Annotated in this window: 15 protein-coding genes; 9 read left to right on the top strand and 6 right to left on the bottom strand. The window is 55.2% G+C overall.

Translation table 11 applies throughout. The annotated features are described in order from the left end of the window. Positions 1-176 precede the first annotated feature (176 nt). Positions 177-1,559: an NAD-dependent succinate-semialdehyde dehydrogenase gene (locus CIK78_RS07340; RefSeq protein WP_096278646.1), complete on the top strand. Its 1,383-nt coding sequence runs from the start codon at positions 177-179 to the stop codon at positions 1,557-1,559. Positions 1,560-1,640: 81 nt separating this feature from the next. Here the strand turns inward: CIK78_RS07340 and CIK78_RS07335 are convergent, their stop codons facing one another. The 5 genes from CIK78_RS07335 to CIK78_RS07315 all read right to left on the bottom strand — a co-directional run bounded on the left by CIK78_RS07335 (position 1,641) and on the right by CIK78_RS07315 (position 8,982). Beyond that, positions 1,641-2,117, bottom strand: coding sequence for a phosphatidylglycerophosphatase A (locus tag CIK78_RS07335; RefSeq protein WP_096278644.1), 477 nt, complete (start codon positions 2,115-2,117; stop codon positions 1,641-1,643). Beyond that, positions 2,117-2,866, bottom strand: coding sequence for a tellurite resistance TerB family protein (locus CIK78_RS07330; protein WP_096278642.1), 750 nt, complete (start codon positions 2,864-2,866; stop codon positions 2,117-2,119). The genes CIK78_RS07335 and CIK78_RS07330 overlap by 1 nt, the downstream gene beginning before the upstream one ends. A 165-nt stretch (positions 2,867-3,031) precedes the next feature. Next, entirely contained in the window at positions 3,032-6,097 is a 3,066-nt protein-coding gene (locus tag CIK78_RS07325; RefSeq protein ID WP_096278640.1) for an SMC family ATPase, read from the bottom strand. Next, entirely contained in the window at positions 6,094-7,239 is a 1,146-nt protein-coding gene (locus tag CIK78_RS07320) for an exonuclease SbcCD subunit D (RefSeq protein ID WP_096278638.1), read from the bottom strand. The genes CIK78_RS07325 and CIK78_RS07320 overlap by 4 nt, the downstream gene beginning before the upstream one ends. 111 nt (positions 7,240-7,350) lie before the next feature. Further along, positions 7,351-8,982, bottom strand: a complete 1,632-nt coding sequence (locus CIK78_RS07315) for a DASS family sodium-coupled anion symporter (protein WP_096282311.1) — start codon at positions 8,980-8,982, stop codon at positions 7,351-7,353. A 292-nt stretch (positions 8,983-9,274) separates the two neighbouring features. Here CIK78_RS07315 and CIK78_RS07310 point away from each other — a divergent pair, with 292 nt between their 5' ends. The 6 genes from CIK78_RS07310 to sstT all read left to right on the top strand — a co-directional run bounded on the left by CIK78_RS07310 (position 9,275) and on the right by sstT (position 21,036). After that, positions 9,275-9,904 (top strand): CDP-alcohol phosphatidyltransferase family protein, encoded by a 630-nt coding sequence (locus CIK78_RS07310; protein WP_096278636.1) that lies wholly within the window; start codon positions 9,275-9,277, stop codon positions 9,902-9,904. A gap of 47 nt (positions 9,905-9,951) precedes the next feature. Then, positions 9,952-10,680 (top strand): Crp/Fnr family transcriptional regulator, encoded by a 729-nt coding sequence (locus tag CIK78_RS07305; RefSeq protein WP_096278634.1) that lies wholly within the window; start codon positions 9,952-9,954, stop codon positions 10,678-10,680. A gap of 199 nt (positions 10,681-10,879) precedes the next feature. Then, positions 10,880-12,178 carry a hypothetical protein gene (locus tag CIK78_RS18060; RefSeq protein ID WP_225734295.1) on the top strand — a complete coding sequence of 433 codons (1,299 nt, stop codon included), beginning with the start codon at positions 10,880-10,882 and terminating at the stop codon, positions 12,176-12,178. A gap of 3 nt (positions 12,179-12,181) precedes the next feature. Next, positions 12,182-13,108: a hypothetical protein gene (locus tag CIK78_RS18055; protein WP_225734294.1), complete on the top strand. Its 927-nt coding sequence runs from the start codon at positions 12,182-12,184 to the stop codon at positions 13,106-13,108. Positions 13,109-13,352: 244 nt separating this feature from the next. Continuing rightward, positions 13,353-19,469: a glucoamylase family protein gene (locus tag CIK78_RS18050; protein WP_343218235.1), complete on the top strand. Its 6,117-nt coding sequence runs from the start codon at positions 13,353-13,355 to the stop codon at positions 19,467-19,469. A gap of 343 nt (positions 19,470-19,812) precedes the next feature. Next, positions 19,813-21,036: a serine/threonine transporter SstT gene (gene sstT, locus CIK78_RS07295; RefSeq protein WP_096278632.1), complete on the top strand. Its 1,224-nt coding sequence runs from the start codon at positions 19,813-19,815 to the stop codon at positions 21,034-21,036. 51 nt (positions 21,037-21,087) lie between these two features. On the opposite strand, the gene CIK78_RS07290 is transcribed toward sstT, so the two are convergent. Beyond that, positions 21,088-21,864, bottom strand: a complete 777-nt coding sequence (locus CIK78_RS07290) for an IclR family transcriptional regulator (protein ID WP_096278630.1) — start codon at positions 21,862-21,864, stop codon at positions 21,088-21,090. A 124-nt stretch (positions 21,865-21,988) separates the two neighbouring features. Between CIK78_RS07290 and CIK78_RS07285 the strand changes: the two genes are divergently transcribed. Together CIK78_RS07285 and CIK78_RS07280 are read left to right on the top strand one after the other, a co-directional pair. After that, positions 21,989-22,513, top strand: a complete 525-nt coding sequence (locus tag CIK78_RS07285; RefSeq protein ID WP_096278628.1) for a 2,4'-dihydroxyacetophenone dioxygenase family protein — start codon at positions 21,989-21,991, stop codon at positions 22,511-22,513. A 67-nt stretch (positions 22,514-22,580) separates the two neighbouring features. Next, on the top strand, positions 22,581-23,555 hold the full coding sequence (locus CIK78_RS07280) for a tripartite tricarboxylate transporter substrate binding protein (RefSeq protein ID WP_096278626.1): 975 nt from the start codon (positions 22,581-22,583) through the stop codon (positions 23,553-23,555). Positions 23,556-23,560 lie beyond the last annotated feature (5 nt).

Raw genomic sequence — 23,560 nt, 5'->3', positions numbered from 1 at the left:
CTTTTAACAAGCGTATGGAACCACTCTCATAATTCATTGCCCGACAATAAGTGCTTCATTGTGCATAAGCCCTCAGTTTGTACTAAAGTGACTCTACATTAGAAATAGACCGGTCGATTAAACGCCCAGGAGCTGGGCGATTTGACCAACACGTTGACCTAAAGATAGGAGATCTTATGAGCAACAATATCACGACGATTAATCCGACTAACGGCGAAACCCTCGATACCTATGCGCTAATGAGCAGCGGTGAAGCCAAGCAGGTAGTGGATGCTTGTTACGAGGCGTTTCTGGAATGGCGTCTTGAGTCTCTTGAAAGTCGCGCTAAAATGGTTAAAGCGATTGGCCAAGCGCTTCAAAAGCATAAAGAAGCACTGGCCGATCTGATGGTCAAAGAAATGGGCAAACTGCCTGACCAGGCGCGCCAAGAAGTTGACCTGTGTACTGGCATTTGTGATTACACCGCTGAACATGGCCCTAAAAAATTAGCTGACGAAGAGCGCCAGCCTGGCAATGGTGAACGCGGCTTTGTTACCTATTCGCCGATGGGCGTCATCTACGGCATTCAGCCTTGGAACTTCCCGGCTTATCAAGTCGTGCGCTACTCAATCGCCAATCTAATGGCGGGTAATGGCGTATTGCTTAAGCACGCCGAAAACGTGACCGGAAGCGGCCTGTTACTGGAAAAAATCTATCGCGAAGCGGGCCTTCCCGAGAACGTTTTCCGCACGCTTGTGATATCTCACGACGTGTCTGATGAAGTCATTGGTCATTCTGCGGTTCGCGGCGTCACGCTTACCGGCAGTGACGGTGCAGGCCGCAAAGTCGCCGCTAAAGCCGCCGAACATTTGAAAAAGACCGTGTTAGAACTAGGCTCCAACGATGCTTATCTTGTGCTTGACGATGCCGACCTCGATCTCGCGGTAGAAACCTGTGTTCAAGGGCGTGTCTATAACGGTGGCCAAACGTGCGTTGCGGCTAAACGCTTTGTGGTGACTGAAAAGAACTATGATGCGTTTAAACAACGCTACGTGGCTCGTATGCAGGCACTGACCGCAGGCGATCCCAACCAAAAAGGTAGCGACCTTGGCCCCATGGCCCGCGTTGATCTGCGCGATGCTCTTCATAAGCAGGTAGAAGAGAGCGTAAGCAAAGGCGCAAAAATTCTCTGCGGCGGTGAAAAGCCCTCAGGTAAAGGCGCGTTTTACCCGGTCACCGTGCTAGACAACGTGACCCCTGGGCAGCCCGCTTATGACGACGAACTGTTTGGCCCGGTGGCGGCACTGATTCGCGCCAAAGACGATGAAGACGCCATGCGTATCGCCAACGACAGCCGTTATGGTCTGGGGGGCGGGATCATCTCTAAAGACGTTAAGCGCGCGACAGAGCTTGCCAGCAAGTACTTTGATACCGGCATGGTATTTATCAATGGCTTTGGCGTCGCAACACCAGAAATGCCCTTCGGCGGTGTAAAAGACTCTGGCTATGGACGCGAGCATGGCGGCTTCGGCATGCTTGAATTCGTCAATGCCAAGTCGGTGATTGTGGTTAAGGAGTAAGTCATCAGACAAGACCACTAAGCTGCTAAAACTAGAACCTCGCAGGCTATTGCCTGCGAGGTTTTTTATTGCGATCACGTATTAGATAGTGCTGGCTCGACGCTGCCAAAGCCCCAATGCAGCCGCCACGATAAACCAGGTGATTAGTGCAGCGATAACATCATCCAGCACAATACCTAAACCACCCGGCACCGCCTCTGCTAAATGTATCGGCGGTGGTTTTAACGCGTCGAAAAAACGATAAACGCCGAATGCCAGTGCCATTACCAGCGGGTGGCGGGCCGCTTGCAAACCAATCACGGCGAGAGGAAAAGCTACGTACTCATCGGCCACAATGCTGCCATGATCCAAGCCGGCAAAATGCAGCGAAGCGACATGGCAAACCGGTATCGCAATGGCTATCAATACCGCTATGATCGCCGCCTGATGAGACGTCGGCCTGCCCAGCAGCCACCATGCCAGTGGAACACCCAGCAACGAGCCAAACGTACCCGGCGCTATTGGCGCCAGCCCTAGCCCAAAGCCAGTGGCCAGCCATAGATTGAACGTTTCGAGCATTAACCAGCCTGCTGAGCTTGGTGCTCGAGCTCAGTCGTCATCTCTTTGGATAGATTAAGAGCACTGGCCAGCTGGTCTAGCCAAGCACGTTCCATCGGGTTTTGATCATCAGTGACCGCCACGCTGATCAAGTACATCTCACGCGCGGCCTGTGGGGAGTCTGCTTCGCGAGCCAACGCCGGGGCATCCAGCGGTGCTTTTAGCTGCTGCTCTACCCAGTTGTGCATCTCCTGGTCGGCCCCTAGCGCATCAATTTGTTCGGTAATCAGCGCCTGCTCTTGCTCGTCAATGTGGCCATCGGCGCGTGCGGCCATGATCATCGCCTGCAGCAGTTCAAGGCTACGCCGCTCTTGGAATTCACCGCTGAGCACTTCTACCCGCTCGCCCTCTGCCGCACTCGCCTGTTCAGCGGAGGGCTGCGCGCCGACGTCTTTAGCAGCTTGTGAACTCTGCCACGCTTTCCAAGCCAGCATGCCCACGCCCGCAATAGCGCCATACTTAAGCGCTTTGCCGCCCATGCTGCGGCCACGCTTGGAGCCTACTAGCATGCCCATAGCACCGCCGCCCAGCAGGCTCTTTACGTCAAAACCACCGGAGGATCCGTTGCCTTGACTACTGCCGCCACCGCCGCCTAAGTGCTTAGAAAGCCCGCTCAGCATTCCCTTAACATCGACACCGCTGCCACTACCGCCCTTCTGGCTACCGCCGGCTTGCTGCATCAACTGCTGCAAAATTTTGCTTGCGTTCATCCTTGTACTCCTAGGTCGATATTATCTTTAGGCCCGTTTAAAGATTAACTCACGTTATAAAACATACTGTATGAACGCAGCGTGAACTAACGCTGGCTCAGACATCAAAGACTGAGGCATTAAAGACTGAGGCATTAAAGACTGAGGCATTAAAAAGCTTAGACATCAAAGAAGTGCGCCCTTTATTTCCACCGAACTACCGTGGCGGCTGGCACGCACGTCTATACGGACGGGCATTTGCTCTTTGAGTTCGCTGACGTGTGAGATAACACCAATCATGCGCCCGCCCATTTGCAGCTCGCTAAGCATGGCAATGGCCTGATCCAAGGCATCTTGATCCAGGCTGCCAAATCCCTCGTCAATGAATAGTGTATCCAGCTGAATACCGCCAGCGTAAGCCTGCACAACGTCCGAAAGCCCCAGCGCCAGTGCTAACGCGGCCATAAATGATTCACCGCCGGAAAGTGTCGCTACCGAACGATTTTTGCCGGTATAGGTGTCCGCTACATCTAGCTCAAGGCCTGACGCTTTGTTGCCTTTTGACGGGTCTTCTCGACGCACTAGCTGGTAGCGTCCGCGACTCATGCGTACCAGCCGCGCGGAGGCTTGAATCAGCACGTCATCGAGCAGCACACCAAGCACAAAGCGTTGCAGGCTAATACGATGCCCGGTGCGGCCATTAGCAACCTCGCTTAGCGTGCCCCACAGCTGGTACTGGGCTTCAAGCGCCGCCTGAGCCGTGTGGGCCGTCTTAAGCTTCTGCTGGGTATTGGTTAACTGGGCTATGCGTGCCGCCAGGCGTTGATAGGTTTCATCGCAGGTTTGCTCGCGGGCCTGCGCTACGGCCACCCGTTCAGCGAGTGCCTTTACGTCAGGCGCTGCCAGGCCCTCAAGACGCGCCTTGCTGGCTTCAAGCTGGCCCTCTAGCTTGGCAAGCTCTTGCTGAAAGTGCGTAACGGTTTCAACCAGCGCTTGGCGCGCCGATGTTTCCAAACGGGCCTGCAAAAAGCCTGCATCATTTTCAAACACACTACGTTCAAGCGCGCTACGCCATTCTTGCTGGGCGGTCGTTAATGCCTCGCTCGTTGCTGTTGCACGCTGGGCGCTACCCGCTAGCGTAGTGTCAGCCTGGGCAAGCGCTGTTTGTACCTGATGGGCAGTCTGCTGAGCCGATTGCCATTCCGTCTCGCCCTGCTGAATTTCACCCTGCAAGCGTGTCAGTTCTGCCTGTAAGGCCTCCGATGATGAGTGTGCTTCAGGCAACGACGCGCGCAGCTGCTCACACTGAGCCTCTAACTGGTGGCAGCGCTTTTGAGCCGCCTCTACATCGGGCTGTTGAGACTTTATCTGAGCATCCAGCGCTTTCCACTCGCTACGCCGCTGCTCAAGGGTGAGCTCCTGCGTCTGTATGTGTTGAACAAGCGCTTGATGGCGCTCCAAAGCGCGCTGACTCTCTTGGCAGGCGGCGTCTAATGCGGTGAGGGGCTCACTACTCCACTCGCCGAGCGTGCGGCGTAATTGCTCACTCTGCTCATCGCTGTGGCTAAGCTGCTGGGCTAGCCGCTGTTGCAGCTGCTGGGCTTTCACCAACGTCTGCTGCGCCTGCTCGTAGTCCATGCGCGCACGCTTTACATCCGCCTGGGTCACGGCCGCTTGGTCTGGCGCGGCGGGCGCTGGGTGCTCGCAGCTGCCGCAAACTGGGCAAGGCTGGTGAATCTCCAACCGAGCTGCCAGGAGCGCTGCCTGACCCTGGTGCCAGTGCATTTCTTGCTCAGTGGCACGCTGCTGACAGCGCTCGAGGGTTTGCTGGTGACTTGCTACTTGGCTACTCGCCTGAGCTACCTGTTCGCTGAGCACACTGCGCTGAGTCTCAAGTCCCGCCAACGTATGCCGCTGGTCGCGCAGGGTCTGGCGGCCTTGCAGCACTGCTTCACTGCCTGCCAAGCTATTGCGCTCCGCCTGCTCCGCTTTCAACTGCGCGGCTAGCGCCTCCCCTTGCTGAGCGATGGTGTCGCGCTGGTGTAATTGCTGGCCGACGGTCTGATCTAACGCCTGCCACGCCTCACGGGCTTGATGCAACGTCTTTTCGACACGGTTTAACGCTTGAAACTGCTCAAGGGCTTGCTGTAATCGGCCGACCTGCTCTCGCCGTTCAGGCAGCTGGTGATAATGAGCTTGCGCCTGCTGCAGCACTTGCTGAGCCTGATGGTAGGCCGTGCGCTGTTTTTCGACGCTCGCCTGAGCCTGCCCATACTCTTGCTGAGTAGTCTGCGACGCTTGTTGCGCCATGTGGAGGCTGTGAAACGGCGCCGCCAGCTCCTGCGTTTGCTCATGTGCGCTTAAACGCTCTTGGGCGTGATTGACCTCAGGCTGTTGCTGTAGCAGCAGGCGATGCTCTTCAATCAGCGCCGTCTGGCGATCAAACAACGCCTGATGCTCTTGCCCCTGACGCTCGGCCGCCTGCGCGTTTTCACGCTGCTGCTTAGCGGCGGCTAACGCATCGTTGGCGACCTGCTGATCTGGCATGAGCGATTCCAGCAGTTCACTCAGCGCCGCTTCGCTTTCAACATCGCTGGCTTCTAAGATGCCTTTTACCCGATGCTGATGATCATTAACGTCCCGCACGATTTGATTAGCCTGGGTACGCAAACGTTCTTCAATGCGCTGAAAAATTTGCGTTTGGAACAGCTGAGAAAAAATGCTTTCCCGCTTGGCAGAATCTGCGATTAGCAGTTCGCGAAACTTGCCCTGCGGCAGCACCATCACTTGGCGGAACTGGTCGGCATTTAGCCCGATTAACGCCTGCAGCTCAGCGGTCGCATCGTTGACCTTACGCGCCACTAGGCAGGTATCTATCTCGCCACCCGTGGTTAGCCGCCATAGCTGCGCTTCAGCACTATGGGTGGTGGTACCTTCACCGCGCGCTTTGGGGCGCTCTTGCTGAGGTACACGCCTTACCCGGTAGTCCACACCGCGCAGGCGAAAACTCAGCGTTACTTCCGTTAACAGCGTATCGGACGCCTGATCACAGCGCATCTGCGTTGGATCGCGGTCATTGCCGGTGGTCTGGCCGTATAGTGCGAAGCAAATAGCATCCAGAATCGAGCTTTTGCCCGCCCCAGTCGGGCCGTTAATAAGAAACAGCGGGCTGGTGCCTAGCGCAGTAAAATCAATGTTTTCAGTCCCTGCGAAAGGGCCAAATGCCTGCATGGTCAGGGTTAATGGCGTCATCCTTGAGCCTCATCGCGCTGTAGCTGGTTAATGAGTTCTGCCATGGCCCGCGCCTGCTCTTCGCTCATAGCCTCTCCGCTAGTCTGATTGAAAAAATCACCAAACATATCCAGCGCATCAAAACGTAAACGCTCCCGATCAAGCTGCTGCCCCCCGCGGGTTTCTAACATGCCCGGCTTTTCGAGATGCAGCACGTTAGGATAAACCTCGCGCAGCTTACCCATCGGATCGAGAATGGCGTGACGATCGGTTAACCGCACCAGCAGGTAATCGTCTGCGTTCTTATCGGTTCGGCCCTGGGCGATCAAGGCGTCAATCTCGCCTTCCAGCACGCGGACTTCCCGGCTTGGCAACAGCGTAATCTGTTCAATCTTCGTGACGCCACCTGCGTCTAAATCCACCAGCGTAACGCCTTTGTGCTGGCGGGCTTCAGAAAAGCTGTACTTGAGTATTGAGCCGCTGTAGCGAATGTGCTCGCCACCGCGATACTGCGGGCCATGCAGGTGGCCAAGCGCCACATAGTCAAAGCCTTGCATCGGCTCCCAGGCAACGCTTTCGGCACCGCCTAAAGTCAGCGGGCGCTCTGAATCTGACGCGCTGCCGCCAGCAACAAAGCAGTGGCTCATCAATATGCAGCGGCGCGTTGGGTGACGCTGCTCGCTAATTCGCTCGACCAAATAACGATGGGCACCGTCAAAATCGTGCACGTCGACCTTAAAGTGACTGCGCACATGCTCAGGATCAGCGTAGGGAATACCGAAAACATCTACCTCAACGCCATCAATAGTGAGCGTCACGGGGGTCGCGAAGTCAGCTAGGTCAGAGAGAATATGCAGCCCGGCTTGACGCAAGTGGCGTGCGCCAAAGCGCAGCCGTTCAGCGCCATCGTGATTGCCTGAAATCATGATGACCGGAAGTTTGCGCACCTCACACAGCGCGTGAAGCACCTCATCCAGCAGCGTTACCGCGGCGGAAGGAGGCACCGAACGATCGTAAATATCACCCGCGATCAATACCGCCTCGACCTTTTCACGATCAATGATCTCAAGGAGTTGGCTGAGCACATGGCGCTGATCATCCAGCAACGAAAGGTTGTGAAATAGCCGTCCCAGGTGCCAATCAGCGGTGTGAAGTAGTCGCATAACAGGCTCAATTGCAAAGGGTGTAGCGGCATCATAACAATCAACCCACACAATCTCCCAATAACAAAAAGCCCCGCTCGAGGCAGGGCTTTCAGACACTAGCATGGCATATTAGCGACGGAAGGCATCTGGGTAGCTGGTTAAGTCAACGTTCCACATCACGGGTAGCAGGAAGTAAACCGCTGCCACGATTAAAAGCATGGCAATGATGTTGATCCAGAAGCCGGTACGCACCATTTCAATAATTTTAAGCTTACCGGTGGCGAAGATAATCGCGTTTGGTGGAGTACCCACCGGCAACATAAAGGCGCAGTTAGCCGCCATGGCAGCAGGCACCATCAGTACGAAGGGATGAATATCCAGCGCCAATGCCAGTGACGCCAGCACCGGAAGAATCATCGTCGCCGTTGCGGTATTCGAAGTGATTTCGGTTAAGAACAGTACCATACCGGTTGCCAGCAGGATCACTAGCAGGAAGTTAGCACCTTCCAGCACGCTCATCTGTCCGCCGATCCACTCTGCTAAGCCTGAAGAACCAAAGCCTGCGGCAATGGCCAAGCCTCCACCGAACAGCAGCAAAATGCCCCAAGGTACGTCTTTAGCAACGTCCCAACCTAGCAGGCAGCCGCCTTTGTTCTTGGAGGGAATCAAAAACAGCAGAATTGCAGCAAAAATCGCGATCATCGTGTCACTGATACCCGGAATATTGATGATCTGCCCTTGCCATAAAAATGAGCGGGTGATCCACAAAAAGGCAGCCAGCAGGAACACCGCCAGCACCGCTTTTTCTTCAAAGCTAGTAGTGCCTAAGGCAGCCTTTTCTTTGTGGATGAGTTCACGTCCGCCCGGCAAATGATTAAATTTGATTCGGAAAAATACGCGAGTCAGCAGCAGCCATGTGGCGAATAGCAGTACCACGACAACGGGAAAAGCAAACATTAACCAGCCAGCAAAAGAGATCTCGATACCGAAAAGCTCGTTAACAATTGCCGCGAGAATAATATTCGGCGGCGTGCCAATCAGCGTACCCAGGCCACCGATAGTACCGCCATAGCCAATACCAAAAATCAACGCTTTGCTAAATTTATCAATTTCGCCGCTGTGATCCTCATCACTTTTTTTCAGCTCTTGGCTCACTTGGTAAACAATAGCCGACCCGATCGGCAGCATCATCATGACTGCCGCCGTATTGGATACCCACATCGATAAAAAGCCCGTGGCGGCCATAAAGCCAAACACGATGTTATTAATGCTGGTACCCAATACGGCAATAATCGACAGCGCTATACGCTTGTGCAAATCCCACTTTTCCATGGCCAGCGCGATCATAAAGCCGCCTAGGAATAGGAATATGATCGGATTACCGTACGCAGCGGTGACCTTACTGCCTTCGAGCGCGCCGGTAATCGGCAGTAAGATGATGGGCAATAGCGAGGTAACGGGAATAGGGATGGCTTCCGTGATCCACCATACGGCCACCCACAGCGTGGTCGCAAGCACCATACGCCCTTCAAAGCTTAAGCCTTCGGGATGAAAAAACATCACGACAAAAGCAAATAGCAAAGGCCCAAGCAGTAACCCCACCTTCTGCGGCGGCGTGTAGGCCGGTGGTTTAGGGTCAGGGGATGGCTCGCGCTTGGCATTGGAAGCCGCTGCCTTCGCGGCACCACCAGTGGGCAGTGCGCACATCAATAGGTTTTTGGCTTGGTAATGGGAATTCCATAGCTGATCCCATACCGTCATCAGGGCAGTTTTATGCATACAATTAGCGTCGCTTTCGAGATATTAGTGATCGGATGTCGAGGATGCACGCGTAGTCGGTTAGCCTACTAACACGCGTTGCGGGTATTCCTATGGCGCCCTTTATTTCACTGCAATAGGTATTCAGTCCAGTCATTTACCCGCATTTACCACCAAAGTCTAACAGTCTTTAGTTCTAATCATTATCTATCGCTAGCTATTAAAACGGCTTTATTAGCTCGCAAGCTACTGCCATAGTTAATTAATTTCTTATATGCAGAGTAAGGAGCCGCGTATGCTAGACCGATGGACGATGCCGCTGGCTCAGCGCCCTCTCAAGCGATTCGCCAACGCGTTGCACAAATGGCGTATAACGCCGGACCAGGCCACGCTCTGGGCTTTCTTGATCGGCATGACCGCCCTGCCACTGTTAGCTTGGGAGCATTATGGTCTCGCCTTACTCGCCATTGTGCTCAATCGCATCGGCGACGGCGTGGACGGTGCATTAGCACGCATAAGTGGTCGCACCAGCGAAGCAGGCGGGTTTCTTGATATCGGGCTAGACTTTGTTTTCTACGCGGCTGTCGTGCTTGGTTTTGCGCTGGCTAATCCAGCCCAAAATGCGCTTGCAGCGACCCTGCTACTGTTTGCCTTTATCGGTACCGGCACGTCGTTTCTGGCGTTCGCCATTGCCGCTAAACAAAAATCCCTTACTCGCCCCAACTTTCCTAACAAAGCGTTCTATTATTTAGAAGGATTAACCGAGGGCACTGAAACCGTACTCGCCCTGGTGGTTTTTTGCCTTTTCCCTGGTCACTTTTCGACCCTAGCGACCCTTTTTGCCAGTGCATGTCTTGTCACCACGGCAACACGTCTATGGGGAGGCTACTGGACACTGCGCAGGCATGAAGCCAACGAACGATAGCGTATGCTCAAACGCACGATGACACGCTCTCTCAGGGATGATGACAGATGAAAGATCGTGATTTAACGGCACAGAATCATTTATTCGCAGCCTTGCCGGCTGACGCTCAGCGGCGGCTTACTCCGCTAATTGAACCGCTCCACTTGTCGTTAGGCCAGGTGCTTTACGAGCCAGGTGTTACGCTTGCGCACGTTTACTTTCCAATTAACGCAATTGTTTCGCTGCTGTATGTTACCGAAAACGGTGACTCGGCGGAAATATCGGTCGTCGGTAACGAAGGGTTGGTTGGCATTGCCGTGTTTATGGGAGGGGAAAGCACAACAAATCGCGCTATCGTGCAAAGTGCCGGGCACGCGCTGCGCTTACCCGCGGCGAGCTTACGCGAAGAGTTCGGCCGCCATGGAGCAATGCTCCACTTGCTCTTGCGCTATACCCAAGCGCTGATTACTCAAATGGCGCAAACGGCGGTGTGCAATCGCCACCACTCGATTGACCAACAGCTGTGTCGCTGGCTGCTGCTATCGCTAGACCGACTGCCCGGCAACGAGCTCGTCATGACGCAAGAACTCATTGCCAATATGCTTGGCGTGCGGCGTGAAGGCGTCACCGAGGCGGCCGGAAAACTGCATAAACGCGGTGCCATTGACTATCGACGCGGGCATATTACCGTTCTAAACAGAGCATTACTGGAACAGCTTAGCTGTGAGTGCTATGCCGTCGTAAAAGCAGAAAGCGATCGTTTAATGCCCTATCAACGCGCTTATAGCTTTAAATAAACGGGTTGTAAAAAACCAATCCAAAATAACCAATCACTGATAATTAATAACTAACAAGGCTTAAACATCTAAACAAAGCGCAATTAATCCATGCTATGTGCGCTAGCGCACGGACGAAGGCGCGCGGCACGACCACTGTCCTGGTAAGGAAGTATCGTTTGTGTGGCTCTTGAAGCGCACTCTCACCAGGATGGAACCTGTGAAACAATTTCTTCGTTTTGTGCGTCCGCACCATGCGTTTGCAGCGCCGTGGGATTCTACCACCCCCGTTAGAGAGGAACTCTTCAGCGCAGAGCGCCTGGAACAGCATGCTGGCAGCCTGGCACTGGCTCAAAAAGTAACCAGCATCCCACCCAAAGTAGTATCACTAACGCGACGACTCGACGCTAACGCGCAAACGCTGCTAAGCGTTTATCGCGCTAGCGCATCAGCGCTCGCAAACAACCGCGACATCGTTCCCGCAGCCGCCTGGCTACTTGATAACTACCACCTGATTGAATCTCAAATTCGAGAGATTCGCAGCGATCTCCCCCCCGGCTACTATCGCCAGCTACCTAAGCTTGCAAGCGGCCCATTCGCCGGGTATCCAAGAGTTTTTGGCATCGCATGGGCATTTGTGGCGCACACCGATAGTCATGTTGATCTGGCTAATCTACACACCTTTATTAGCGCATATCAGCGTGTTCAACCGCTCACCATTGGCGAGCTATGGGCCGTTGCTATCACGCTGCGCATTGTGCTGGTGGAAAATCTGCGCCGGCTAGCCGATCAAATGATCAGCGAACAAACGGCGAGAGACGCAGCCGATGACCTCGCGGCTAAATGGCTAGCGCCGTCCGATCAGCCAGCGGCAATGGCGCTTGACACTCTAAGTGAAGGCATTCGTACCTTTAACTCTCACAAAGGAGCGCTGGCTGAGCCGTTTATCGCTCAACTCGCTAAACGAGTACGCGGCTTAGACCCGCGCAGCAGCCCGCTCATTGGCTGGCTAGAGGAACAGCTCCGCCTTCAGGGTGAAACCATTGATGAAGTGGTTCAGCACGCTCAACAGCGCCAAGGTGCTGCCAACGTTAGCGTGCGCAATGTCATCACCAGTATGCGGCTGGTGTCCAGCATCGACTGGGCGGAGCTATTTGAAAGCGTCAGCTTAGTGGATAGAAGGCTGGGGCAACACAGCGGCTTTGAGCAGTTAGATTTCCCCACCCGCAACCAGTATCGCAGCGCCATAGAGCAACTCGCGCGTGGCTCTAAGCACTCAGAGCTTGAGATTGTGGATGCAGCGCTTGCTCTATCGCACAAGACAGTGGCAAGCACCGATGACTCAATAGAAGCTGCCCGCATGGGCGATCCTGGCTACTTTTTAATTGGCTCGGGGCGCACTACTCTCGAACAAACGGTGGGATTTGCCCCCTCCCCTCGTCAACGGCTGCGCCGCACACTTATTCACTACGGGATTAGCAGCTATATCGTGACAGTGGCGGCGGTGACACTGTGTTGAATAGTGCTGGCCGGCAGTACACTAGCCGCCCTGCCATTGGCGATAAGCGATGCTTCGCTAGCTTGGCTACTCCTACTCGGCGTACTCGCACTACTGCCTATTGTTGAAGTGGCCACACTGATCGTTAATCGCTTGTTTATTAACTGCATCGATGCCCAGCCGCTGCCCAGCCTCGATTTCTCCAAAGGTGTTCCTGCCCACTGTCGTACGCTGGTGGTCGTGCCAACGCTGCTCACCAGTGAAGAGGAGCTGCGTGAACAGATTGAGCGTCTGGAAGTACATCATTTATCTAGCGGTGACGGGGCACTAACCTACGCGCTATTGACTGACGGCATTGATGCTCATCAAGCGGATTCTCCAGCAGAGACAGTGCTATTAACCACGGGCCACAGGCTGATCGAGCAGTTAAATGAACGTTATGGCCTGGCGGGTAGCGCTCAAGCGTCAGCCAGCTCCCGCGTCACTGGCAGCGATAAGCGCTTTTTCTTACTGCATCGGCGACGGGTATTCAACCGTACTGAAAACACCTGGATGGGCTGGGAGCGTAAACGCGGCAAGCTGCATGAACTTAATCGTCTACTGCGCGGAGCCACCGACACCACTTTTATCAATCCACCCGCAGTGCCTGGTGATATTCGCTATGTGATCACCCTCGATGCGGATACGCGCCTGCCTCGCGGTGCGGCAAGCCGGCTGATCGGCAAGATGGCGCACCCGTTAAACCAGCCGCGCCTTCATCAGCGAAAACAGCGAGTAGTAGAGGGTTACGCGATTTTACAGCCTCGTGTCATCCCATCGTTACCTACCGGGGGCGAAGGCTCTATCTATCTATCAGCGGCTCTTCTCATCCCCCGGCGGCATTGCCCCCTATGCCGCCACTATTTCAGATCTTTATCAGGACTTAGTCGGCGAAGGCTCGTTTGCGGGTAAAGGCATCTATGCCATTGATGCCTTTGAAGCATCGTTGGCGGGTCGAGTACCCGACAATAGCCTACTCAGCCATGATTTGTTTGAAGGCGTCTTTGCCCGCGCGGGGCTCGCTTCTGACATCGAGGTGATTGAAGATTTTCCGGCAAGATATGACGTTGCCGCTAAGCGACAGCACCGCTGGACTCGCGGCGACTGGCAGCTACTACCATGGCTAAAGACCTCAGCCCTGCCGCTTACCGGGCGGATGAAAATGCTGGGCAATCTGCGCCGCCCACTATTGCCCCCCCTGATGCTTGCAGGCTTTGCCGTCAGTTGGCAGCTACCGCTCAGCATGGCCATCATCAGCACGCTATTGCTGTTGGTCGTTATGGGAGCCCCGGTGCTGCTTTCGTTAGCCACATCGTTTATCCCTTTCCGAGCGAAAGCCAAGCTACGCCATCATTATCATCTTTGGTTTGACGAACTAACGCTGGGTAGCAGTCAGGTGTTGCTGCAGGTGGTTTTTTTACCCGATCAGGCATGGCGCATGCTGGATGCCATTGCTAGAACCTTAAACCGTGTATTAATCACTCACCGGCACCTGCTTGAATGGACCTCGGCGGCGCAGTCGATGAAAAGCCCGGCACTGAGCATCTTAGGGTTTTACCAACGCATGGCACCGGGCACTGCGCTTGGGCTAGCGGTGGCCATTAGTGCGCTTTGGTCGGCAGGCGATGTGTGGCCAATCGCCGTTCCTATGGCGCTACTTTGGTTGGCGGCACCGGCCGTTGCCTGGTGGCTAAGCAGCAATAAAAGTGCCGTGGTCCAGCCCTCTATTTCGGCCGATGAAGCCCTTGAGCTACGCGTAATTGCACGGCGCACCTGGCGCTACTTTGAAACCTTTGTCACCGCCACCGATAACCGTTTACCGCCGGATAACTTTCAAGAAGACCCACAACCCGTACTGGCTCAACGCACCTCGCCTACGAATATGGGGCTGTATTTTCTTTCCACACTGGCCGCCCGAGATTTTGGTTGGATAGGCACCCATCAAGCGCTAGAGCGCCTCGAAGCGACGCTTAACGTTATGCTGACGCTGCCACGCTACCGAGGGCACTTCTATAACTGGTATGCGACTCACGACCTACGCCCGCTGAACCCACGCTATGTCTCAACGGTTGATAGCGGCAACCTGGCAGGCCATCTCATCGTCATCGCTAACGCCTGCGAAACCTGGCAGCAAGCCACCTACCTACCCGACCCACGCGCAGGTATCGCCGACACTTTATATCTTGCTCGTCAGGCACTTGCACAGGCCTCAACGCTTCCAGAAAAAGACGTGGTTCAGCTCACCGTGCACTTTGATGCCATTGAAGGCCTGCTCAAAGGCGATGCAATGGGGCCAGAATGCCTGGCGAATACCGCACTACTCATCGACAAAACCCTCAGTTTGGTAAGCAATAGCGATGACCTGCTGTTCTGGATACAAACACTGCATGCCACCGTGACGCAGCACCGCCAGGACAGAGAAAACCAAGAGGAACAGTCCCATCAGGAAGACAGTCAACTCGTCATGCGCCTGAAGCAACTGGCTGAATCTACTAGACGCCTTGCCATGGGGATGAATTTTGCCTTTCTGTTCAATACTGAGCGCCAGCTGCTATCGATTGGCTACTCGCTGGATGATCACTGCCTGGATACCAGCTGTTATGACCTGCTGGCTTCCGAGGCGCGACTAGCCAGCCTGTTTGCCATTGCCAAAGGCGATATTCCTACTCGCCACTGGTTTAGGCTTGGCCGTGCGGCAACCCCATTAACGTTCGGCTCTGCGCTGATCTCGTGGTCAGGCTCAATGTTCGAATACCTGATGCCGTCACTGGTGATGCGCGCCCCCGGCGGCAGCCTACTCGAACAAACCAATCGACTGGTAGTGAAACGCCAAGAAATTTATGCCGCTCAGCGCTCCGCCCCCTGGGGCATTTCCGAATCAGCCTACAGCGCCCGAGATTTGGAATTCACCTATCAATACTCCAACTTCGGCGTGCCGGGCCTGGGCCTCAAGCGCGGGCTCTCTGCGGACCTAGTAATCGCACCATATGCCACCGGTTTAGCCACCATGGTTGACCCCAGCGGCGCCTGTCGAAACTTTAACCGCCTAGCGGAGATGGGCGCATTAGGCCGCTACGGTTTCTATGAAGCGCTCGACTTTACCCGTTCAAGGCTGCCGGCTGACGAAACGGTGGTCATTGTGCGCAGCTTTATGGCCCATCATCAGGGCATGACTATCGTGGCGATTGCCAATACCTTGAATCATGGTCAAATGCGCGCGCGCTTTCACCGCGAGCCAATGATTCAGGCCAGCGAGCTGTTACTGCAAGAGCGTGTTCCCCGCGATGTAGCCATCATTCATCCCCGCGCTGAAGAGGTGAAATCAACCGCCAGCCAGAGTATTAACGAGGCGCAAACGATGCGCCACGTTTCCACGGTGGCCAGCGCCGCGCCGGTGACTCATTTACTCTCTAACGGCTGCTACTCAGTGATGCTAACGGCCAGCGGTGGCGGCTACAGTCGGTGGCGTAACATCGCGATTAGCCGCTGGCAGCCGGACGCCACCCGCGACCACCTGGGAAGCTTTATCTTTCTACGCGACAGCCAATCTCCCAGCATATGGACCGCGACAGGACAAATGGCTAGGCACGCGGCCGACATCACCGACCAGCATAGCCAGGTAACCTTTGCCGAGGATTACGCGCGTTACACGCATCGTCACAACGATATCACCACGCATATGGAAGTGTTGGTATCCGGCGAGGACGATAGCGAAGTACGCCACCTCTCGCTGACTAACAGCGGTCGGCGCGCCCGCGATATAGACATTACTTCTTATTTAGAATTAGTGCTGACCACGCCGGATGCCGACAATGCTCATCCGGCCTTCGCTAAAATGTTTGTGATGACCGAGTATTTGGAAGCTTTCAGCGCGCTAGTGGCCACACGCAGAAAGCGCACGCCTGACGAAGAGCCGGTATGGGCGGCCCACTTTGCCGTCGTGGAAGGCGACACTGTGGGCGAGCTGCAGTTTGAGACCGACCGCGCTCGGTTCTTAGGCCGTGGTGAAAGTATGTTAAGCGCCGCCGCGCTTAGCGATGGGCAGCCTCTGTCAAGTACGGTCGGCAGCGTTCTGGACCCAATATTTGCGCTGCGTTACCGCCTTCGCCTAGCACCAGGCAAAGCCGCTCGGATCGCTTACTGGACCGTGGTGGCTTCCTCGCGCGAAGCACTTATCGACTTAATAGATAAGCACCATCATCACAGCGCCTTTGAACGCGCCAAAACACTGGCCTGGACTCAGGCTCAGGTTCAGCTTCGCCACTTAGCCATTCAACCGGAGGAAGCCGCTGATTTTCAACGCTTAGCCGCGCCGATTTTATATCCAGACGCGCGTTTTAGAGCGCCTGCGGATGCCATAGAGCGAGGGGCCGGGCCACAGTCACGGCTTTGGCAACATGGGATTTCCGGTGATCGGCCCATTGTGCTGCTGCGTATCGACACGATTGATGATCTTGCCCAGGTGCATCAGCTGCTGCGCGCGCATGAATACTGGTGCATGAAACGCTTAGTCGTGGACCTAGTGATTATCAACGAGCGAGCCTCCTCCTATATTCAAGATTTGCAGCAAGCCATCGAGACCGCGGTACTCAGCAGCCAGGCGCGGCCACATTTGCGCTCTGGCCATGTCCACGGCAGCATCGTAGCGCTGCGTGCTGATCTCATAAGCTTGGAAGTACGCATGCAGCTGCAGTCGGTGGCCTGCGTTGCATTAATGGCTCAGCGAGGCAACATTGCCCATCAATTAGCGTTGACGCTGCCCGCCCATCCCGCTAAATCGGTGCTGCCAGACTTACAGCGCACCTTATTGCCCAAGCACAGCCCCATTAAGGCCAGCGATCCTGCACCTGAGCCGCTTCCAGCGCTTGAGTTTTTTAACGGCCTAGGCGGCTTTGCCGACAATGGCCGCGAGTACGTCACAGTACTTGATGAAGGCAGCTCAACACCCGCCCCTTGGATTAACGTTATCGCTAATGAGGGCTTTGGCTTCCAAGTATCGGCAGAGGGCGCGGGCTATCTATGGGCGGATAATAGCCGCGAAAACCAGTTAACGCCGTGGTCAAACGACCCGGTGGCAGACCCCTGTGGCGACGTTATCTATGTCCGTGATGAAGAATCGCTGGCACTTTATACCGCCACCGCCCGCCCGGTGCGGGATCAGGGCCGCTACCTGGCGCGGCACGGTTTCGGCTATAGCCAGTTTGAGCATCAAACCGACGGTATCGCGCTAGCATTACTACACTTTGTTCCCTTAGATGCATCCCTTAGGATTTCACGATTAAGTCTGCGCAATCATTCAGACCGGCCACGCAAGCTATCGGTAACCGCCTATGCAGAGTGGGTGATGGGCACATCGCGCAGCGCCTCGGCACCGTTGCTAATTTCGCATCCGGATGCTGAAAGCGGTGCATTGATGGTCGAAAAACCTTGGAACATTGCCTTTCCAGGCCGAGTCGCGTTTGTCGATGTCGGTTCTCAGCCTGCCTGCTGGACAGCCGACCGCGGCGAATTCATTGGCCTTGGCGGTAGTCTGTCAGCGCCTGCGGGGCTACGCACTAAGGCGCCGCTTTCTGGCGCTCACGGTGCGGGATTAGATCCGTGTGCCGCGCTACAGCGCAGCGTGACGCTAGCGGTGGGCGAAAGCGTGGATGTGGTCATTTTGATGGGCCAGGGGAAATCAACCGCGGAGGCACAGGCGCTGATTGCGCGTTATCGCCAGGCCGACATTGATGCTGAACTCGCCGCGGTTCACGCACACTGGCAAGCCCAGCTCAATGCCGTGCAGGTAACCACGCCCGACCGCGCCACGGATATCATGCTTAACGGCTGGTTGCTTTATCAAACCATTGCCTGTCGGATCACCGCTCGCTCTGGGTTCTATCAAGCCAGCGGCGCGTACGGTTTTCGCGACCAGCTGCAAGACGGTATGGCGCTAACCTTTTCCAGCCCCGAAACCACTCGACAGCACCTGCTGCGGGCCGCATCGCGCCAGTTTGTTGAAGGTGATGTGCAGCACTGGTGGCTACCACACTCTGGCCAAGGCGTGCGCACGCGTATTTCCGACGACCGAGTATGGCTAGCCTATGCCTGCGCCCGATATATCGCGACATCCCATGACGAAGATGTGCTCGACCAGCCGGTAAGCTTTCTTGAAGGCGCCCTGCTCGCGCCTGACGAGCACGACTGTTTCTTCCAGCCGATGGTCGCGGCAGAAAGCGCCTCGTTATTTGAGCACTGCGCCCGCGGCTTAGACCAGAGCATGACATTAACGGGTGAACACGGCCTGCCGCTGATCGGCGGAGGCGACTGGAACGACGGCATGAACCGTGTTGGCGAAGCGGGCAAAGGCGAAAGTGTCTGGTTAGGCTGGCTGCTGCTACATACCCTTGAGCTTTTTTTACCCTTTGCAGAGCAGCGCGAGGCTAGCCGAGCCAAGCGATGGCGCGCCCACGCAACGGCCCTGCGTTTAGCGTTGGAAAGTAACGCCTGGGATGGTCAGTGGTATCGGCGCGCCACCTTTGATGACGGTAGCTGGCTGGGCAGCAAGACAAGCGATGCGTGCCGAATTGATTCGATTGCCCAGTCCTGGGCAGTACTTTCGGAGGCAGCAGAGCCGCACCGGGCGGCGCTTGCCATGGGTTCGCTTGAACGCGAACTCATTCTGCAAGACGAACAGCTTGCGCTATTGTTCTGGCCTCCTTTCGACCAACCCCAGCGCGACCCTGGCTATATTGGCGGCTATCCACCGGGTATGCGTGAAAACGGCGGGCAGTATAGCCATGCAGCTATGTGGGCGATATTAGCCTTTGCTAAGCTCGGCGAAGGCGGCAAGGCACACGCGCTCTTTTCACTTCTCAACCCGATTAACCATGCTCGAACGGCCAATGACGCGGCTCGTTATCGCGTTGAGCCCTATGTTGTCGCCGCGGACGTGTACTCCGTTGCGCCGCACACAGGGCGCGGTGGCTGGACATGGTACACGGGGTCAGCAGGCTGGATGTACCGAGCGGGTATTGAGGGCATCTTGGGTATCCGCCGAGAAGGTGGATGGCTGGTTATCGCCCCCTGCTTACCTAGCGACTGGCCAGGCTTTAGTGCCGCCTTCAGCATCGGCGCCACGCACTATGCCGTCACCATAGCCACAACTAGCGAGGAAGCTTATGCGTTACTAGATGGCCATTCACTGACACGACCACAGGGCGATGTTCGTATCCCGCTGGACGGCGAGCGCCATCAGCTTGAGATGTTCATAGCGCCAGGCAGCGCGGTATGATGGTATAGCCAGTGCGGTTAGTAATATCCACATAGTAGTCAGCAGCTAGCGCGAATGATGAAATCATTCGCGCTACAAGTGCAACCAACAACGTTTTGATAAGCATTAGAAATTTGCCTGAATTGTTATAGAAAGTAGCAAGTTACGCTTTATGCATCACTGAATGTTAAAACTCAACGTCCAACGCATTATATATCCTGTTTCTCTTTTAGGAGATGTGCGCCAAGATTTTGACACAGCCGCCCATGGCATACCCGCAACTGATAGAATACCGCCCGATTCAAGCGCGTTAGCGGCCCCTTGCCGCAACGCCACTCACTTCCCACTATCTAAGAGTTGCGCAATGATCGCTACTGTCCAAGCCGTTTTTCGGCCATTTTTACGGCTAGGTCTTATCCCACAGATTTTAATGGGTATCGTTGCTGGAGTACTGCTAGCCCTGTTTGCACCGGGCATGGCTGGCAATGTGGCACTATTTGGCCAGCTATTTATTGCCGCGTTGCAGGCGGTGGCTCCCATTTTGGTGTTTGTACTGGTCGCCGCTGCCATCTCTGCTCATCAAAAAGGTCAGCCAACCCATATTCGTCCCGTGCTGGTGCTATATGTGGCAGGCACTCTAATCGCTGCGTTAATTGCGGTAGCAGCAAGCTTTCTATTTCCCACTGAACTTGCCTTGAACGCAGTGCAAGTGGATGGCAACCCGCCTGGGAACATCGTTAACGTTCTACGCGACCTGTTGTTAAATGCGGTTACCAATCCCGTTGGCGCGCTGATGGAGTCGAACTTTATCGCTATCCTAGCGTGGGCAATCGGCCTTGGCTTAACGCTTCGCCAAGCTAGCGATACCACCCGGCAAGCCTTAAGTGATTTATCCACGGCGATAACCCGTATTGTAACGCTGGTGATTCGCTTAGCGCCGCTGGGTATCTTTGGTTTAGTGGCCGGTACGCTGGCAGAATCTGGCGTTGAGGCGCTACTCAATTACGCCCAGCTGCTGGGCGTAATTGTGGGCTGCATGCTATTTGTCGCACTAGTAACCAATCCGCTGTTGGTTTACTTAACTACCCGAAAAAACCCTTACCCACTGGTATTTACTTGTCTGCGTGGCAGCGCGATTACCGCTTTTTTCACTCGTAGCTCGGCCGCAAATATTCCGGTTAACTTGGAGCTGTGCCGCCGCCTGAAGTTAGATGCCGATACCTACTCTATTTCGATTCCGCTGGGAGCGACGATCAATATGTGTGGTGCGGCTATCACCATTACAGTGATAACGCTGGCCACTACCCATACGCTGGGCATTAACGTTGACTTCCCCACAGCGCTGCTGCTGTGCATGGTTTCAGCGCTAGCGGCCTGCGGCGTTTCAGGCGTGGCGGGCGGATCACTAATGCTGATTCCCATGGCTGCTAACCTGTTCGGCATCCCGACGGAAGTGGCCATGCAAGCAGTGGCTATTGGGTTTGTGATCAGCGTGGTGCAGGACTCAACCGAAACCGCGCTTAACTCCTCGACTGATGTACTGTTCACCGCAGCGGCCTGTCAGGCGAGAGAAAAGATGCACTCTTAACCGCCAATCTAGAGGAATGGCTTGTTTTCATCATAAGCGCTGCAAGAGCCCTCAGTGCAGCGCGCTAAGGTGCTCTTGGATGGTCGTCACGATATGGTGGGCGGTCCCCTCTTGAAAACGGTAGCGCGGCACGCTAACGCTGATCGCCCCCGAGACGCGCCCATCGACGCCATTCACCGCTTGACCGAAGCAGATAATACCTAGCTCGTTTTCTTCATCGTCAATGGCATAGCCCTGCTTGCGCGTCACTGCCAGTGCCCCTCGTAAATCCTCCAGACTCGTCAATGTTTGTACCGTGATAGGTTCCAGCGTTAGCCGCGCTAGGTATTGTTCGCAGGCTTCTTCGCTCAGTGCGGCCAAGTAGGCTTTACCCACCGCGGTTGAGTGCATAGGCACCGGCATACCGATATAAGAGGCCATACGCACGGCGTCGGCCGATTCGACCTTATCGATAAACGTCATGTGATAACCATACGGAATCGCCAGATGCACGGTCTCCCCTGTCTGCTGGCTGATCTCGTGCATCACTCCCCGCACCCTCTCGCGCAAATCACTGCGAGTCAGCGATTGATGTGCCAGGTGAATCAACTGACGACCAAGAGCGTATTCATCGCTTATTGGATTGCGCTCAATAAAGCCCTCCTGCTCAAGTGTATTGAGCAGTCGATACACGGTAGGACGCGGCAAGCCGAGGCGCTCCTGAATATTTTTTGCATGCGCCTGTGGCCCTAACTCGGGAATCACTTGTAGCACACGTAAACCTTTGACGAGCGCTGCGGCTCCTTGTACCGGTGGCCGCTGGGTAATGGACTCAATCCTCTCGCTCATACGTCCTCCAAGACGAATGTCTAATATCGTGCGACTTAACCATGATTGACGAAGTGACCTGGGTGTCTTAGATTTCAATTGTCCACATTATGATTTAAATGTCCACATTATGGACGGAGATAAGATGACCGATATTCAAGAACAACATAAACGGATGCCTTATCAATACGCCCAGCCAGCGGAAGCTGCTGCGGATATTGTCGTGCCGCACGCTATTCCCACAGACGAACGTATTTGGGTACCCCAGGCTGAAAACGTCCATTTTCGCCCCTTATGCCTCAACGTTTCACAGGGTTACTGGGTGAACTTGCTGCGGGTGCGTAAATCCGGCGTCCTGAGTCGCCATCGTCATCCCAATCCCGTACATGGTGTAGTGCTCAAAGGCAGATGGCGCTACCTCGAACACGACTGGGAGGCCACGGAGGGCAGCTACGTTTATGAGCCTCCAGGGGAAACACACACCTTGGTGGTCGATGACGATGTTGAAGAAATGATCACGCTATTTCAGGTAAACGGCGTGATGTACTACGTCGACCCGTGGGGCAAGCATCTGGGGTATGAGGATGTTTTCTCTAAAATTGATATGTGCCGCAAACACTACTCAGAGTGTGGTCTGGGCAGCGATTACGTCGACCAGTTCATTCGCTAAGCCCATTACCGCTGCTTCATTTATGCAAACAACCCTTCACGAACAACAAGTAATAAGGAATGCATCCATGAAAACATCCTCTTCTCCCCTCGTTCTCGGCGCCGGTTTCCTGGCCATCGCTCTATCGGCTGGGGCTGCTCAAGCCGACTACCCCGAGAAGCCTATCCAACTGATTGTGCCTTGGTCCGCCGGCGGTGGTACGGACGCCGTTGCGCGTCAGTTAGCAAGTGGCTTACAGAAAGAACTAGGGCAGCAGGTCAACGTGGTCAACCGAACCGGCGGTGCTGGCGTTATCGGCCATACGGCGATCACCATGAGCAAGCCCGATGGCTACACGCTTGGCCTGCCGACGGCTGAGATCACGACGTATCGGCATATCGGCACGTCAGCCATTTCATATGAAGACCTTACCCCCATCGCGCTAGTCAACTTTGATTCTGCCGCCTTCAGTGTCAATGCGGACTCCGGCTGGGATTCGTTAGAGGCCGCGCTTGATGACATCAAAGCAAACCCTAATCAGTACACTGTTTCGGGGTCGGCCCCGGGGGCGGCTTACCACTTGGCCTTTGCTGGCCTGCTTAACCAGCAGGGTATTGATCCCAACTCTGTCGCCCTTGTTCCGAGTGAAGGTGCCGCGCCTGGACTACAAGAGCTAGCGGCCGGCGGCGTGGACTTCGTATTCTCGTCACTGCCGGAATCTGAGTCCATGCGCCAAGCAGACCGTATTGATACGCTCGCCGTATTCTCAGATGAGCGGCTGTCGACCTTTCCAGACATTCTTACCGCCGCAGAGCAGACCGGCCAGCCTTGGACAGCCGGCACATGGCGCGGGCTAGCGGGCCCCAAAGGGCTACCTGAGGATATCGTCGCAACGCTTGCCGAAGCTGCTCAGAAAGTTTACGAATCCGATGACTTCCAGTCTTTCATGCAGCAGCGTGGCTTTGGAACCGAGTGGCGTGGACCAGAAGAGTTCCTTCAGTTCATGACCGAATCAGATGCTAATAATGCCGAGATCATCGAAACGCTGGGGCTGGCCCAGTAAGGCCG

This window comes from Halomonas sp. JB37, assembly GCF_002332255.1.
Classification (GTDB): domain Bacteria; phylum Pseudomonadota; class Gammaproteobacteria; order Pseudomonadales; family Halomonadaceae; genus Vreelandella; species Vreelandella casei.
Note: the sequence above shows the minus strand (reverse complement) of the source record. Positions and strands in the feature narration are given on the sequence as shown.

Excerpts from the sequence above, each read along its gene's own strand:
- CIK78_RS07340 (WP_096278646.1), top strand. The coding sequence starts at position 177 with ATGAGCAACAATATCACGACGATTAATCCGACTAACGGCGAAACCCTC.
- CIK78_RS07335 (WP_096278644.1), bottom strand. The coding sequence starts at position 2,117 with ATGCTCGAAACGTTCAATCTATGGCTGGCCACTGGCTTTGGGCTAGGG.
- CIK78_RS07330 (WP_096278642.1), bottom strand. The coding sequence starts at position 2,866 with ATGAACGCAAGCAAAATTTTGCAGCAGTTGATGCAGCAAGCCGGCGGT.
- CIK78_RS07325 (WP_096278640.1), bottom strand. The coding sequence starts at position 6,097 with ATGACGCCATTAACCCTGACCATGCAGGCATTTGGCCCTTTCGCAGGG.
- CIK78_RS07320 (WP_096278638.1), bottom strand. The coding sequence starts at position 7,239 with ATGCGACTACTTCACACCGCTGATTGGCACCTGGGACGGCTATTTCAC.
- CIK78_RS07315 (WP_096282311.1), bottom strand. The coding sequence starts at position 8,982 with ATGACGGTATGGGATCAGCTATGGAATTCCCATTACCAAGCCAAAAAC.
- CIK78_RS07310 (WP_096278636.1), top strand. The coding sequence starts at position 9,275 with ATGCTAGACCGATGGACGATGCCGCTGGCTCAGCGCCCTCTCAAGCGA.
- CIK78_RS07305 (WP_096278634.1), top strand. The coding sequence starts at position 9,952 with ATGAAAGATCGTGATTTAACGGCACAGAATCATTTATTCGCAGCCTTG.
- CIK78_RS18050 (WP_343218235.1), top strand. The coding sequence starts at position 13,353 with ATGAAAATGCTGGGCAATCTGCGCCGCCCACTATTGCCCCCCCTGATG.
- sstT (WP_096278632.1), top strand. The coding sequence starts at position 19,813 with ATGATCGCTACTGTCCAAGCCGTTTTTCGGCCATTTTTACGGCTAGGT.
- CIK78_RS07290 (WP_096278630.1), bottom strand. The coding sequence starts at position 21,864 with ATGAGCGAGAGGATTGAGTCCATTACCCAGCGGCCACCGGTACAAGGA.
- CIK78_RS07285 (WP_096278628.1), top strand. The coding sequence starts at position 21,989 with ATGACCGATATTCAAGAACAACATAAACGGATGCCTTATCAATACGCC.
- CIK78_RS07280 (WP_096278626.1), top strand. The coding sequence starts at position 22,581 with ATGAAAACATCCTCTTCTCCCCTCGTTCTCGGCGCCGGTTTCCTGGCC.